This window comes from Pseudomonas fluorescens (assembly GCF_001307275.1).
GTDB classification, from domain to species: Bacteria; Pseudomonadota; Gammaproteobacteria; order Pseudomonadales; family Pseudomonadaceae; genus Aquipseudomonas; species Aquipseudomonas fluorescens_AA.
The window spans coordinates 3,676,086-3,690,988 of record NZ_CP012831.1 but is presented as its reverse complement, the minus strand read 5'-3'; the positions used below and the strand labels follow the sequence as shown (position 1 = coordinate 3,690,988).

General features: G+C 61.0%; 13 protein-coding genes and 2 pseudogenes. 7 read left to right on the top strand and 8 right to left on the bottom strand.

The annotated features are described in order from the left end of the window. Positions 1–18 precede the first annotated feature (18 nt). Positions 19–327 (bottom strand): hypothetical protein, encoded by a 309-nt coding sequence (locus tag AO356_RS16340; protein ID WP_060740623.1) that lies wholly within the window; start codon positions 325–327, stop codon positions 19–21. 222 nt (positions 328–549) lie between these two features. On the opposite strand from AO356_RS16340, the gene AO356_RS16335 reads away from it, so the two are divergent. From AO356_RS16335 to ggt, 3 genes are all read left to right on the top strand, one after another. Continuing rightward, entirely contained in the window at positions 550–1,779 is a 1,230-nt protein-coding gene (locus AO356_RS16335) for a cation:proton antiporter (protein WP_060740622.1), read from the top strand. A gap of 47 nt (positions 1,780–1,826) precedes the next feature. After that, entirely contained in the window at positions 1,827–4,211 is a 2,385-nt protein-coding gene (locus AO356_RS16330; protein WP_060740621.1) for a penicillin acylase family protein, read from the top strand. Positions 4,212–4,374: 163 nt separating this feature from the next. Beyond that, positions 4,375–6,216 carry a gamma-glutamyltransferase gene (gene ggt / locus AO356_RS16325; RefSeq protein ID WP_237140756.1) on the top strand — a complete coding sequence of 614 codons (1,842 nt, stop codon included), beginning with the start codon at positions 4,375–4,377 and terminating at the stop codon, positions 6,214–6,216. Here the strand turns inward: ggt and AO356_RS16320 are convergent. The 4 genes and pseudogenes from AO356_RS16320 to AO356_RS33395 form a co-directional block, all read right to left on the bottom strand. Further along, positions 6,198–6,431 carry a helix-turn-helix domain-containing protein gene (locus tag AO356_RS16320; protein ID WP_060740620.1) on the bottom strand — a complete coding sequence of 78 codons (234 nt, stop codon included), beginning with the start codon at positions 6,429–6,431 and terminating at the stop codon, positions 6,198–6,200. The two genes, ggt and AO356_RS16320, sit on opposite strands and share 19 nt — an antisense overlap. Positions 6,432–6,438: 7 nt before the next feature. Then, positions 6,439–6,993: a DUF2975 domain-containing protein gene (locus AO356_RS16315; protein ID WP_060740619.1), complete on the bottom strand. Its 555-nt coding sequence runs from the start codon at positions 6,991–6,993 to the stop codon at positions 6,439–6,441. A 91-nt stretch (positions 6,994–7,084) separates the two neighbouring features. Next, positions 7,085–7,516: pseudogene (locus AO356_RS33400) on the bottom strand (methyl-accepting chemotaxis protein); the annotation flags it as partial. Between the two features lie 156 nt (positions 7,517–7,672). Then, positions 7,673–8,245: pseudogene (locus tag AO356_RS33395) on the bottom strand (PAS domain-containing protein); the annotation flags it as partial. A gap of 374 nt (positions 8,246–8,619) precedes the next feature. Here AO356_RS33395 and AO356_RS16305 point away from each other — a divergent pair. The 3 genes from AO356_RS16305 to AO356_RS16295 all read left to right on the top strand — a co-directional run bounded on the left by AO356_RS16305 (position 8,620) and on the right by AO356_RS16295 (position 12,029). Then, on the top strand, positions 8,620–10,038 hold the full coding sequence (locus tag AO356_RS16305; protein ID WP_024618910.1) for a short-chain fatty acid transporter: 1,419 nt from the start codon (positions 8,620–8,622) through the stop codon (positions 10,036–10,038). A gap of 113 nt (positions 10,039–10,151) precedes the next feature. Then, a complete protein-coding gene (locus AO356_RS16300; protein ID WP_060740617.1) occupies positions 10,152–11,321 on the top strand; it encodes a hypothetical protein in 1,170 nt (389 codons plus the stop codon). 180 nt (positions 11,322–11,501) lie between these two features. Continuing rightward, entirely contained in the window at positions 11,502–12,029 is a 528-nt protein-coding gene (locus AO356_RS16295) for a hypothetical protein (RefSeq protein WP_060740616.1), read from the top strand. 10 nt (positions 12,030–12,039) lie between these two features. Here the strand turns inward: AO356_RS16295 and can are convergent, their stop codons facing one another. Then, positions 12,040–12,684 (bottom strand): carbonate dehydratase, encoded by a 645-nt coding sequence (gene can, locus AO356_RS16290; RefSeq protein WP_060740615.1) that lies wholly within the window; start codon positions 12,682–12,684, stop codon positions 12,040–12,042. A gap of 132 nt (positions 12,685–12,816) precedes the next feature. On the opposite strand from can, the gene AO356_RS16285 reads away from it, so the two are divergent. Beyond that, positions 12,817–13,221: a hypothetical protein gene (locus AO356_RS16285; RefSeq protein ID WP_060740614.1), complete on the top strand. Its 405-nt coding sequence runs from the start codon at positions 12,817–12,819 to the stop codon at positions 13,219–13,221. Positions 13,222–13,537: 316 nt separating this feature from the next. Here AO356_RS16285 and rimI read toward each other — a convergent pair whose 3' ends face one another. Together rimI and AO356_RS16275 are read right to left on the bottom strand one after the other, a co-directional pair. Continuing rightward, positions 13,538–13,990: a ribosomal protein S18-alanine N-acetyltransferase gene (gene rimI, locus AO356_RS16280; protein WP_047229376.1), complete on the bottom strand. Its 453-nt coding sequence runs from the start codon at positions 13,988–13,990 to the stop codon at positions 13,538–13,540. Continuing rightward, positions 13,983–14,762, bottom strand: a complete 780-nt coding sequence (locus tag AO356_RS16275) for an energy transducer TonB (protein WP_081015369.1) — start codon at positions 14,760–14,762, stop codon at positions 13,983–13,985. Before AO356_RS16275 ends, rimI begins: the two co-directional genes overlap by 8 nt. Positions 14,763–14,903: the final 141 nt, after the last annotated feature.

The following is a 14,903-nucleotide window of genomic DNA, read 5'->3' as shown; positions in this document are numbered from 1 at the left end:
TCCCTGCGTGGCGTTCATTCAGGCAGAGGCCAGTTGAGGAACCTGCTGCTCGGCGATAATGAAATCAATCAAACAGGCAACGCTGCTGAACGGGCTGACGGTCTGTGACACCGCTTTTTCCGACGTCAACGAGATTTCAATATCCAGTTCGTCGTCCAGGCCTTCTTCTACCGCAGCCAGAAAGCTGACCAATTGCATGGAATCGAACACCCCGGTAGTACCATAAAGCGCCAACGTATCGATATTCTGCAAATCGATCTTCTCTTTACGCGTGGCATTAACTTCAATCAGGGCTTGATGAATGATCGTAAATATCGCGTCTTTCATAATCGACCTTCTGAATTATCGGCAAACATGAGTCGGGCACGACTAACAAGCCGCACAACAACGAAGCGAGGAAAATCTAACAGGTTCATCTCATCAAAAAATACTACCAGATCTGATAGTTTTTTTATCCCTACGCGCTCCGCTAACATCCTCTGCCTACTGCCAGCACGTTATATAGAGCCCGGTGGCGGCGTACCCTCAATTCTCGGACAAGGTAACCCCATGCTCTTCTTGCAAATCGTTTTTATAATATTAACGGCCAAGGTTGCAGGTGCCTTTCTAAAAAGACTAGGGCAGCCAGAAGTGGTTGGCGAGATGATCGCCGGGTTTGTATTGGGCCCTTTAGTACTTGGTTTTTTCTTTCCCGACTTCCACCACGCACTATTTAAGGGCGACGCTGTTACACAATTAAAGGTGCTCAGCGACCTCGGTATTCTGCTGTTCATGTTTGTCGTCGGCGCCGAGTTCCGTATGCCTGAACAGCACGCCCCCTATGCCCATGGCAAAGTGCTGCTGATCGCCGGCTGCAGCATTGCCCTGCCCTTCATTCTGGGCGTTGCGATCGCCCCTCTTCTCTACAGTACCTTCGCACCTGCCGGCGTCCCCCACTTAGGCTTCAACCTGTTCATTGCAACGCTGTTTTCGGTCACCGCGTTCCCGGTCCTGGCGCGCATTCTGAAGGAGCGACGGATGCTCGACAGTGAGGTTGGTGCGCTCTCGCTGATGGCTGCCGCCGTGAGTGATGTCTGTGCCTGGGTGTTGCTGGCGATCACCGCGATGAGTTTGCAATTGGACCGTCAATGGCAGGAGTTGGCTCTGCGATTGTGTGGCCTGGCAGCCTTGTGCGGCGCGTCATTCTGGTGCGTACGTCCCTTGTTGAGGCGCTGGATAGCCCACCTTGAGGGCAGGCGTACCTTGACCCTGCTCGCGGTACTTGTGTGTGGTGCGCTGGTGTACGGCAGCATCACCGAATGGCTGCAAGTTCATGCCGTGTTCGGGGCTTTTCTGTTCGGCGCGTGCCTGCCGCGAGACCAACGGCTGCTGAACATGCTGGTCGAGCGAGTGGAGCATATTGCGGTCATCGTGCTGATGCCCGGCTTCTTCGCCCTCGCCGGGCTCAACACCACCGCTGCGACGTTTTCGGCCGTCGGTGTAAGCCTGCTAGGCCTGGTGCTGCTGGTGGCAATCGCCGGCAAACTGTTGGGCGGTGCATTGGGCGCCCGCTTCGCCGGTTATTCGACACCGGTCGCCATTGACATCGGCGTATTGATGAACGCCAGGGGCCTTATGGAACTGGTGGTACTGAAAATCGGCCTCGACCTGGGGATTATCGGCAAAGAGCTCTTTACCCTTTTTGTCATCATGACCGTGGTCACCACAGTCATGACCGGCCCCTTGCTCAACCTGCTGCAACGGTTGCGCCACGCTCGCCAAAGGCTGGGTGTGCAATGACCGCCCTCAACGTCCCCCTGCCCCCCACGCCCCTTGCAAAACCACGCATGCTCAAGCGCATCGGCGTCTTCGTTGCGGCGGCGCTGCTGATCGGCGTTACCGTGATCGCCATCTACCTCTATGGCAAGCAACCGCAGCGACAGGGGCTGGCCAGCCTGCCTGGACTACAGTCGCCAGTCGAGGTGCGGTTCGATGAGCGTGGCGTACCGCATATCACTGCCGGCAACGAGCCCGACGCATACCGAGCCTTGGGCTACGTGCATGCCCAGGACCGCCTGTTCCAGATGGAAATGCTCCGGCGCCTGGCCCGCGGTGAACTGGCCGCCGTACTGGGCAGCAAGCTGCTGCCCACCGACAGACTGTTCCGCACCCTGCGTATCCGTGAACAAGCAGACTGGCAGGTGGCGCATGCCGATCACCAGAGCGCGACCTGGCAGGCGTTGCAGGCGTACCTGGACGGTATCAACGCCTATCAGATGGAAAATCCACGCCCTGTAGAGTTCGACTTGCTCGGTATTGAGAAGAGGCCGTTCACCGCCCAGGACGTCTACAGCGTGGTCGGCTACATGGCCTACAGCTTCGCCGCTGCGTTTCGTACCGAACCCATGCTGACCTACGTCAAGGACACGCTGGGGGCGCCCTACCTGGCCATTTTCGATCGCAGTTGGGACCCAAGAGGCGCCCTTGGCAGCCAGGCACTGAACGCCACCGACTGGCAATCGATGGCGGCGCTGGCGCAGCTCAGCGAACAGGCCGTGAACCATTCCGGGCTACCGCAGATGGAGGGCAGCAACGCCTGGGTTGTCTCGGGCCGGCGCACGCAAAGCGGCAAGCCGTTGTTGGCGGGTGACCCGCATATCCGTTTTTCCGTACCATCGGTGTGGTACGAAGCCCACCTCAACGCCCCCGGTTTCGAACTCTACGGCGATTACGAAAGCCTCGTGCCGTTCGCCTTGCTGGGGCACAGCAACGACTTCGCCTGGACCCTCACGATGTTCCAGAACGATGACATTGACTTGATTGGCGAAACCACCAATCCCGACAACCCCGATGAAGTCTGGTACCAGGGCCGTTGGGTCGCCATGCAGGAAGAACAGCAGAGTATCGAGGTGCGTGATGCCGAACCGGTCATGCTGCGCCTGCGCCGCTCCCCCCACGGCCCGATCATCAATGATGCGCTGGGCGACAATGCCCCTGGCCGGCCCATCGCCCTCTGGTGGTCGTACCTGGACGGCGATAACCCGGTGGTGGATGCCTTTTATCAGCTCAACCGCGCCAACACGCTGGACAAGGCTCGCACGGCGGCGTCACTGATCAAGGCCCCGGGACTCAACGTGGTGTACGCCAATGCCCAAGGCGACATCGCCTGGTGGGCGGCTGCGCGATTGCCCAGGCGCCCGTCCCAGGTCACCGCGGATTTCATTCTCGACGGCAGCACCCCCGACGCCGACAAGGACGGCTACTACCCGTTCAGCGCCAACCCGCATGAAGAAAACCCGGCCAGGGGCTACATCGTCTCCGCCAACGCCCAGCCCGTCTCGCCAGATGGCATGGCGATACCCGGTTATTACAACCTGCCCGACCGAGGTCGACGCCTGACCCGACAACTGGACCGGGACGATCAGTGGAACATCGAAAAAAGCACCCGGCTGCAACTCGACACCCAGACCGGCTATGCCCAACGTGTGTTGCAACCGGTGTTGCCGATCCTGCGCGCGGCGATTGCCGACCCGCGTCAACGCCAGTGGCTGGAGAAGCTTGCGCAGTGGCAGGGCGACTACCCGCTGGACTCGATCGACGCCACGCTGTTCACACAGTTCCTTTATGACCTGAGCTATGGCGCCCTGCACGATGAGCTGGGCGATATGATGTTCCAGAACCTGTTGAGCACCCGCGTAATAGACGCTGCACTGCCGCGTCTGGTCGCCGACGAGTACTCGCCCTGGTGGAAGGACAGGACACAACCGGACGTGCAGACCCGGGCCGACGTGATCGTTCGTGCCTGGAACACCAGCATCGCCCATCTGCGGGCCACCCTGGGTGACGACGCCACGCAGTGGCAATGGGGCAAGGTGCATCAACTGACGCAGGCGCATCCGCTTGGCAGCCAGAAATGGCTGGCACCGCTGCTCAACGCAGGCCCTTACCCGGCCCCCGGGAGCCACGAAGTGCCGAACAACTTCTCCGCACCGCTGAGTCCGGCGCCCTGGTCGGTCACCTACGGTCCCTCGACGCGACGGGTCATCGACCTGGCCACGCCGGACAAAGCCCTCGGCATACTCCCGGTGGGCCAGAGCGGCGTTCCGTTCAACAGCCACTATGAGGATCAGGTCCTGCCCTTCATGCGCGGCGAGTACCAGGCCTTGTACCTTTCATCGACGGACGTGGCCCGGCATACCCAAGGCACCCTGACACTGACGCCCGCCCCTTAGGCCCATCGGCCCTGGATGCCACGCCACACTGCGGCGTGGCAAATGCACTGTCGAGCCCCCAAGACTGGGAATGGCGCGTGAACAATTCGGCTTCTGGTTTGCGCCCTACACCTCCCATCGCTACAGTCGTTCTCTATATTCCACACCACGGATGGAGCGACACGTGCCTACAGACCTCAAACCGAATTTTCATCGCCTGTCAGCCGTTTCGCTGCTGGCTGTCGCTCTAACACTCGCGGCCTGTAAGGCGCCACCCTCCTCCACAGCGACACCGGCATTGCCCGCCCCACCGGAGGTCATTTCCGGCTTCCGCACCGATCTGCAGACCCGCTACGCCGAGAAGCACATGGCCGCAGCGGCCAATCCTTTGGCGGCCGAGGCCGGGCGCGAGATGTTGCGGCGCGGCGGCTCGGCCATCGACGCGGCCATCGCGATGCAGGCCGTGCTGACCCTGGTGGAGCCGCAATCCTCCGGCATCGGTGGCGGTGCGTTCATTGTGCTGTGGGATGGCAAGGCCGTGCGCACCTACGACGGGCGCGAAACGGCACCGGCTGGCGCCACCGAAAGACTTTTCCTGCAAGCCGACGGCAAACCCATGCCATTTACCGCCGCCCAGATCGGCGGTCGCTCCGTGGGGACACCGGGGGTGTTGCGTGGGCTGGAACTGGCCCATCGCAAACATGGCCGCCTCAAATGGGCGACGCTGTTCGAGCCAGCCATCACGCTGGCGGAACAAGGCTTTGCGATTTCACCCCGCCTACACACGTTGATCGCTACCGACCCGTCCTTGCCGGGCTCGCCAGACATGGCCGCCTACTTTCTCAATGCCGATGGCAGCCCGAAGGCGGTTGGCACGGTGCTGAAGAATCCAGCCTTGGCCGGCGTGCTCAAGCGCATCGCCAACGAAGGCCCCGATGCGCTGTACAAAGGCCCGATCGCCGAGGAGATCGTCGCCAAGGTACAAAACCACGCCAACCCCGGCAGCCTTTCGCTCAATGACCTCCAAGGCTACACCGCACGGGAGCGACCAGCGTTGTGCACCGACTACAAGCGCTGGCAAGTCTGCGGCATGCCACCACCGTCTTCGGGCGGGGTTGCCGTGGCGCAGATCCTCGGGACGTTGCAAGCCCTGGAACAGCGCGACAGCCACGCGGCCCTCGCGCCTTTGAAACCGGTCAAGACCGCCAAGCCTGCCGGCATTGAACCCACCCCCGAAGCGGTGCACCTGATCGCCGAAGCCGAGCGCCTGGCCTATGCTGACCGCGCCCAATACATTGCCGACCCCAATTTTGTCGCCGTGCCGCTCAAAGGCTTGGTCGATGCCGGCTACCTGGCCAGCCGCGCCAGCCTGATCGGCCCTCGTAGCATGGGCGTCGCCAAGCCCGGGACACCACCGGGCATCCAGGTGGCCTACGCCCCGGACCGTTCACCCCTGCGTATTTCCACCTCGCAAGTGGTGGCCGTGGATGACCAGGGTGGCGCCGTGTCCATGACCACGACCGTGGAATCGGCGTTCGGCTCACACTTGATGGTCCAGGGCTTCATGCTCAACAACCAGATGACCGATTTCTCGTTCATCCCCGAAGAAAATGGGCAAAAAGTCGCCAACCGCGTCGAACCGGGCAAGCGCCCACGCTCGTCCATGGCACCGACGCTGATCTTCGACCGTCGGGGAGAACTGGTGGCCGCTGTCGGCTCCCCCGGCGGCTCCCAGATCATCGAATACGTCGCCAAGTCAATGATTGGCCTGTTGGATTGGGACCTCGACCCGCAAACCGCCATCAACCTTCCCAACTTCGGCAGCCGCAACGGCCCAACCGAACTGGAGAAAGGACAGTTCAGCCCGGCACTGATCCAGGCGCTGAAAGACAAAGGCCATGAGGTGAGCGAGATCGACATGAACAGCGGCACCCAGGCGATTGTCCGGGTGCGTGACGCGCAAGGGAAAACCTCGTTGGCCGGCGGTGCGGATCCAAGGCGCGAGGGTCAAGCGCTGGGCGACTGATCGCCCTCGCCCTGCGGTTGATAGACCAGCAGATCCGCGGGCTGACAGTGCAGATAGCTGCAGATGGCTTCAAGGGTCGCCAGGCGTATGCCCTTGACCTTTCCTTGTTTCAACAAGGAAAGGTTGGCTTCAGTAATGCCGATTGCAGCAGCAAGGTCCTTGGATTTGACCTTGCGCAGGGCCAGCATCACATCGAGTTGAATAACGATGGGCATGGGGATCTCAAACGAATGTTCTGTTTTCTGAATCGATTTCACTGGCCTGGGACAATATCCGGGCAATGATCGCAATACAGGCGGCAAGAAATAAAGCGACGAAAGACGGTGCGGTAATACTGAAGGTCAGCAATCGCTGGCCGACCGGCGCATTGATCGTCACCAGCAGGCTGAGAAACGGCTCGCAGATGAAGTCCAGCAGCACCCACAACGCCACCGCGCGCCCCGCATTTCCCAGGTAAACCGCTGCTGCAGTGGAAAAGTATTGCCCTTGGGCGTAGTGCTTGAAGAGCCTGCGCAAGTTGGTGAGCCCGACCGCCAGGGCCAGCAAGGGAATGCTCGTCAACAGTATCCCGCCCAGGCGCTGCCACCCCGTCAAGCGCATCGTCTCTTCAGGCAAGCTCGACAGCTGCCGCTCGGTCAGGGCAAACCCCAGGCCGTATCGGGAGGCCGCTTCAGGGTACAGCCAGGCCACGGCGTTGACGACCATCATCGCGACCATGAAAACAAGGGTGACGGCGGCCATCCGCTGGCTGTACAGCGCAAGACGATTCGAGTGCATGTGAGGCTCCAATAGAATAAGGGAGCCCAAAACATAGCCATTAAATTATCGCAAAACAATAATTAATATGTAAAAAACAATAATACTCTCTCTACGTGGACAACTGATTGGCAAACTGGCTCACGGCATCGACCACCTTCTTCGCCCCGTCCTGGATCTCGACGATCACCGTCCCCGCCTCGGCGGCCAGGGCCAGGCCATGTTCGGCCTGGTGCTGGCCGTCGGTCATCAACGCCACGGCGTTGCGGGCCATGTCCTGGTTCTGGCGGACCACGCCGACGATTTCCTCGGTCGCCTGGCTGGTACGCGATGCCAGTTGGCGCACCTCATCGGCCACCACCGCAAAGCCCCGTCCTTGCTCGCCGGCCCGGGCCGCTTCGATGGCGGCGTTGAGCGCCAGCAGGTTGGTCTGTTCGGCGATGCCACTGATGGTCTTGACGATGGTACCGATCACCTGGGATTGCTCGTTCAACGCCTCGATGCCTTCGCCAGCAGTTTGCATGTGCCGGGCCAGGTCGCGCATCACGTCCACGGCCTGGGTCACCACAGTCGTGCCGCGCTGGGCGCTGTTGTCGGTCTGCAACGAGGTGCTGTAGGCAATGTTGGCCGCTTCGGCGACGGCTTTTTCCTGGTTGACCTGGTCCGTGATGTTGGTGGCGAACTTGACCACTTTGTACAGTCGCTCGTTGGCATCGAGCACCGGGTTGTAGGAGGCTTCCAGCCAGACCTCGCGGCCGTTGCTGTCGACGCGCTTGAAGCGCCCGGCCACGAACTCGCCACTGTTCAGCCGCTTCCAGAATTGTTGATATTCCGCGCTGTTGTATTCCTCGGGCTCACAAAACATGCGGTGATGCTTGCCCTTGATCTGCGCGAGGTTATAGCCCATGGCACTGAGGAAGCGCTCGTTGGCCGTCAGTACGTGACCGCCCAGATCGAACTCGATCACCGCCGTTGAACGCACCAACGCACCGATGAGGTTTTCATGTTCACGGGAACCCTCGATGGTGCGGGTCAGGTCATTGGAATACATCGAAAAAAAGCGGATCCGCCCGTCGGCATTCCGTACAGGCTGGAGGATCGAACGCAGCCAGGCCTCCTGGCCATTGCCCCGCAGCAAGCGCACGGCACCGGAGAAGTGTTCGCCACGGGTCAGCGCCGCCTTGAAGCGAGCCTGGAATTCATTGGATTTCAAATACGCGGGAACCAACTCATCCATAGACCGGCCGATCAGGTCCTGGCTCTTGTAGTTCATATCGTCGAGGAAATTCTGATTGACCGATTGAATCCTTCCATCGGCATCCAGGGTGAGACCAAGCATTTCACGGTCCAGGCTTTCCTTGACTTGCATAAGGCTGGACAGTTCTTGGCGAAGAGCCAGTAGCTCCTGCTTCAGGCGGTTGTTGAACATGGGCAGCTCCAGGAACAGCAGAAGAATTAGTAGGCTGTTCTCTTGCCATCGGCCCGGCATTTTTTTTCTAAAGAGCGCCGCGAGCCCCATTGAAAATATTCCCGGGTGACCTCGAACCCGATAAGCCTTCCACGGTCACTGGATTGTTCTACTGTTGCCCTGACCTTTGAGCCTTGCCGCCATCAATACCCCATAACCATAAAAACGAGGTAATTGCCGTGACCACTGACATCGAAGACAGCCGTTCCGCCCGCTTCGCCTTGCGCTGTTCCAGTTTCGCCGAGCGCTGGTTCCCCGACTCCTGGGTCTTCGCCGCACTGGCGGTGCTGGTGGTCGCCGTGGCGACGCAATTCATCGGCGCCACGCCCACGGCAGCGGCCATGGCGTTCGGCGACGGCTTCTGGAGCCTGATCCCATTCACCATGCAAATGGCCTTCGTGGTGATTGGCGGTTACGTGGTTGCCAGCTCGCCGCCCGCCGTCAAATTGATCGATCGCCTGGCGCGCATTCCGACCAACGGTCGCTCCGCGGTGGCGTGGGTGGCACTGATTTCCATGGTCGCGTCGTTGCTCAACTGGGGACTGTCGTTGGTGTTTGGCGGCTTGCTGGTGCGTGCCCTCGCCCGCCGCACCGACCTGAAGATGGATTACCGCGCCGCCGGTGCCGCCGCCTACCTGGGCCTGGGCGCGGTGTGGGCGCTGGGGTTGTCTTCGTCGGCGGCGCAACTGCAGGCCAACCCGGCCAGCCTGCCACCTTCGATCCTGTCGATTACCGGCGTCATTCCGTTCACCCAGACGATTTTCCTCTGGCAGTCTGGCGTGATGCTGCTGGCGCTGATCGTGATCTCGTTGATTGTCGCCTACGCCACCGCTCCCGGCCCCAACAGCGCCCGTGACGCCGCCGCCTGCGGGATCGACCCGAGTTTCAGCATGCCCGCGTTGCAGCCCCGTACCCGCCCCGGAGAATGGCTGGAGCACAGTCCGCTGCTGACCATCGCCCTCGTACTGCTGGCCGCCGGCTGGCTGTTCCACGAGTTTTCGACCAAGCCTGCGATCAGTGCCATTTCCGGGCTCAACACTTATAACTTCCTGTTCATCATGCTGGGCGCCTTGCTGCACTGGCGGCCGCGCAGCTTCCTCGACGCCGTGGCCCGCGCGGTGCCGACCACCACGGGCGTGTTGATCCAGTTCCCGTTGTACGGCTCGATCGCCGCGCTGCTGACCACGGTCAAGGGCAGCGATGCCCAGACCCTGGCCCACCATATCTCGACCTTTTTCGTCCAGATCGCCTCCCATGACACCTACGCCTTGCTGATGGGCGTCTATTCGGCGGTGCTGGGCTTTTTCATTCCTTCCGGCGGCGGCAAGTGGATCATCGAAGCGCCCTACGTCATGCAGGTGGCCAACGACCTGAACTATCACCTGGGCTGGGCCGTGCAGATCTACAACGCCGCCGAAGCGCTGCCCAACCTCATCAATCCGTTCTACATGCTGCCGCTGTTGGGGGTATTGGGGCTGAAGGCGAGGGACTTGATCGGTTTTTCCTTCGTGCAGTTGCTGGTGCATACACCACTGGTGCTGGCGCTGCTGTGGGCGCTGGGGACGACCTTGAGTTATTTGCCGCCAGTGATGCCATAAAGCCATAAAAAAGGGCCGATATTTCCATCGGCCCACTTCTTCTTCGGCTCGGTCTGTTTCAGTATGGATACGCCCTGCTTTTGAGGGTCCCTCACGCTGAAAAGGATCTGAGCATGTTCAAACTCGCAGTACTCCCTCTTGCCGCCCTTACCCTGAGCGCCACCGTCCACGCCGCCGACGTCACCAAGATCGACGTACAGCTGGGCAGCACCGAGCGCGTCACCCGCCTCTTTGCCTACCCCAACAACTGCAACGTCATTTGTTTTCGCGACTGGACCCTGGAGCAGACCGTCCAGCATTACCTGACCCAAAGTGTGCAGCGCGACGGCTACGACACCGCCAAGGTCCAGGTCAACATCGACAACGATAAGGTCTATGCCAGCATCGACGGCGTGCCCAAGAACTACGGCCAACCGCTGAAGGCGCTGCTCGACGCCGGGGACCTGGCGTACAACGGTGCCTCGAAACTCAACAGCGACAAGAAATGGTCCTACAACTGGTACCTGTTCCTGCCGCTGGGCATGGCCCTGGAAAACCGCAAGAGTGTCGAGTTGCTGCACTTCCCGCCGGATTACTCCCTGACCCAGGCCCAGGATTACCTGGAGTCGGCGACCACTGATCGCTGGGCCACGCTGCTGACCGTCAACGGCATTGCCGTTGAACAGACGCCGGCCTACCAGACCATCATCGACATCGCGCCCATCGCAGCGCCGTCCAATGCTGGCAGCACATTGGAGGGGCTCTACAGCTACTTCAACGATTACCAGACCACCATGGTCACACAGGTCACCCAAACCGCCAGCGGCGCCGCATTGCCAATGGTGGCCTTCGGAGCACCCGTTCGGAACTGGATCAAGACCCAGTACGGCCAGACCGTTGGCGTGCTCGGCCTGGCGACCATCACGCCGACCGCGGGGGTCAAGGTCCCGGTCCTGGGCTCCAACCACCCGAGCTATATCTGGTATGCCGCTGACAAGGAAAACTACGACGGTGACGAAGCCAAGGCCGATGCCGCCGGCTTGAAAGTCATGGGCCAGGACCTGAGCGCCGCCTGCTGGCAAGCCGGCATGGGCAGCAAGCCGGGCACCGACCCGAGCACCCTGCTGAACCAGTGCACGCAGACCTGGCAGGTCACGCAAAAGGAAAAGACCTGCGAATTGTTCTACACCTCGGTGCGCAAGCTGAGCGAGGCAGATGCAGCGAAAAAATGCGAAACGCCAGCGATCAAGTCGCAACTTCCGCAACTTAAAGTGCCCATGCCGCTGCCTGCCGAGGCGGTGTAAACCTTGAGGCGCCTTCCCGCGTAAGCTTGCGCTGACACGGGAAAGCGCTTTTGGCTCCTGTCAGACTCGACAGTAGATACGGCCCTGGACTTGGGCGAAGCTATCAAAAGCTTTTTCAACGACCGTCGGCAGGATCGCCGGCGCCAGCAAGTCGAGTGTCTATCACCGACAAGGACTGTCATGAGCCTGTTCATCCGCGATGACACCTGTTCCCAACACCGGGACTGCATCTATCCGGAAAAACAACTCAGCACCCGCCTGGGCTACCCCTCTGTGCACGATTTTGAAGTGCACCAGACGACCGACGGGCGCGGCCACGGCATCATCGCCCGCAAGTCCTTCGCGCCCATGACGAGGATGTGCAGGGTGTCGGGGTTGCTGGTGAGCCGACGGCGCCTGCACACGTTGCAGATCCTGCCGGACGTGCACATGTATGACCCACGCTTCGCCGGATTGCTGCTGCACTCCTGCAACCCGAATGTATTCCTCGACATGAGCGAACTGTGGCTGTGGTCACTGGCCCGTATCGATGAAGGCGACTGCCTGACGATGGACTACGCCAGTACCGAACAGAAACTGTATCGCCAATTCGCCTGCCGGTGCGGTTCGTACAACTGTCATGGCTGGATTACCGGCTATGACGAACCGCCCAATGAGCAGGGAATGACATTTCTACGGCACTGGCGTCGTCAGTGTCACCGCGACTGAAGAGCCGGCGTCAGGGCGCGCCGACCGGACGCAGCCGATACTGCGGCGGCAATTGCTCGAAACCGCTGATCGTGGTGTCCAGGCTCTTCCAGCGTCCGTCCTTGATGCCGTAGATGCAGCCATGAATCGACAGTTTCTGCCCACGGTGCCAGGCGTTCTGCACGATGCTGGTATGGCCGACGTTGGCTACCTGCTGGATCACGTTGAGTTCGCACAGGCGGTCGACCCGTTCTTCTTCGGTCGGTAACTGGCCCAACGCATCGCGATGCTCGTAGTACAGGTCGCGAATCGAGCGCAGCCAGCCGTCGATCAGGCCCAGTTGGCGGTCCTGCATCGAGGCACGCACGCCGCCACAGCCGTAATGGCCGGTGACCAGGATGTGTTTGACCTTGAGCACGTCCACTGCGTACTGGATCACCGACAGGCAGTTGAGGTCGGTGTGCAGCACCACGTTGGCCACATTGCGGTGCACGAACAGATCGCCCGGCAGCATGCCGACGATCTCGTTGGCCGGCACCCGCGCATCGGAACAGCCGATCCACAGGTACTCCGGGGTTTGCTGACGAGCCAGCTTGGCGAAAAAGTCAGGATCCTCCTGCTTGATCGCATCGGCCCAGCGCGCGTTGTTATCAATCAGATCTTGTAATTCGTTCATGCTGTCTAGCCTCGATAGAGAGTGCGCAACTGTGACAGACGAGCGCCGGTCGAGGTCACGTCGGCGATGCATTGGAATTCCTGGCTGCGCTGTCGGTCGACACCAGTAAGGCCCACAGTATGAGGAAATGCCATGAATGATTCACGACGCCCTTTCGATGCGACGCAACCGGAACCCATCGACGACAATGAAGATCGCATGGGCTCGATGCATGAGTTGGAGTTCGACGACGAGCAGCCCAGCGCGAAAATCGGCGACGAATTGCCGCCAGACGAACGCGAACAACTGATGCCTCGTGAACGCGTGCGTGCAGCGGGCATGACAGGCGCCTCGACGGATGATCACGAACCGACCGATGACGACATGAGCCCGGAAACCCTCATCCACGAAGACGGCGCCCGGGATGCCTTTGAGGCCGGCGACGACGAACGGGCTGACTGGGACCTGAGCATCGTGCACGAAAATGACATCGGTGGAGGCGATGGGCTGGACGAAGCGGAGATGGCCGATATCGACCCGTTGGATGGCAAGCGTTGACCCGGCAATCGCCATCGCGAGCAAGCTCGCTCCCACATGGTTTTGTGTTGATCACAAACTTGATGCACACCGCCAAGCCCCTGTGGGAGCGAGCTTGCTCGCGATGGCGGTGGATCAGTTTGCATCGATGTCGAATGTACCGCCGTCTTCGCGAGCAAGCTCCCACATGGTTTTGTGTTGATCACAAACTTGATGCACACCGCCAAGCCCCTGTGGGAGCGAGCTCGCTCGCGATAGCGGTGGATCAGTTTGCATTGATGTCGAATATACCGCCGTCTTCGCGAGCAAGCTCACTCCCACATGGGGTCACGGCGCGTCAGTCCACCAAGGTGCACGCCATGACCACCGCATCCTCACGGCCCCCCACCGCCGGGTAGTAATCCCGACGTCGGCCCACTTCGTTGAAGCCATAGCGCTCATACAAGCGGAACGCCGTGCGGTTGCTGTCGCGCACCTCCAGGAAACATTCCCGGGCCTCGGCCTTGTAGGCGATGGACATGAGGTGCTCCAACAGGCGCAACCCCAGGCCACGGCCCTGGTTTTCCGGTTTGACGGTAATGTTGAGCAAGTGCGCCTCATCCAGGATGATCTGCACCACGCCATGGCCCACTTGCTGCTGGCCTTCGAACATCAGCCAGATCTGGTATTTGCCCAACCCGTCGAGAAATATCCCGCGGGTCCAGGGGTGGCTGTAGGCCGCGTATTCGATTTTCAGTACAGCGTCGAGGTCCGCCTCGGTCATCGGGCGGAACGATACAGCGTCACTCATTCGATTCTTTCCAGCGCGCCATCAGCCGGCGCATGGCTTTCCAGACATCAGCCTTGCGCTGTGGCGTCTCCATTAACAGTTCCAACCCGGGCAATGCCCAGGCCGAGCCCAAGCCTTCGACCTGCAGTTCGCGATTGAACGCTTCGGCATCCGCTTCACCGGCAAACTTCACCGCCGGCAGGCCGATCAGCCACAGGCACACGCAGGGCTCGTCTTCGAGCCGAGCCGAAACGAAGCCCTGGACGAAATCCCGCGCCGCTTCCGGCCCCTGGCCCATGGTGCCCCGTGACAACAACGGCCAACGCACCGGCTCGCCGATGATTTGCGGACTGTCCGGCAGACCGGCGGCACGCAGCATGTCCTTGAGCAGCAAATAGGCCGGATCGCGGCTTTGGAACGGCTCGCCCGTGGGCAACTCCACCAACAGCAGGCAACGCCCGGCCCGCAGCAGTTGCAGGGCGAAACGCGGTGGGGCGACGTAGGGAGCCTTGGGCGGCGCCTCGACCACCTCTTCCACCGGCTTGGCATTGGTGCGGGTCGAGGCCAGGCTCGGGCGCGGCACTTCGATTTTTGGTCGCTCGGGGGCTGGCGCGGGCGGCTCGGCGACTGTCTTGGCCACAGGCGCCGTCACGGCCGGCGCGATGTACTCGGGCTCGGGCGCTTCCAACAGCTCGGGCCGCGACGGGGCGGCGAACGGCAATTCGGTACGCGGCAGCCAGTTGACCACCTGCATGGCGGTCAGATAGGCGCGGCGACGGGACTCGATAAGCAAGGGTCGGCCACTTGTGGATAACTGAAAGTGGAAGCGATTCTACCGCCCTTCGCCGCGGATCGCTTCCCTGTTGGAGCAATTGTTGATCGATAGCGAACGACAGTCCGTCCAAGGGGTGAATCGCAACCGGCTCGATGCAGT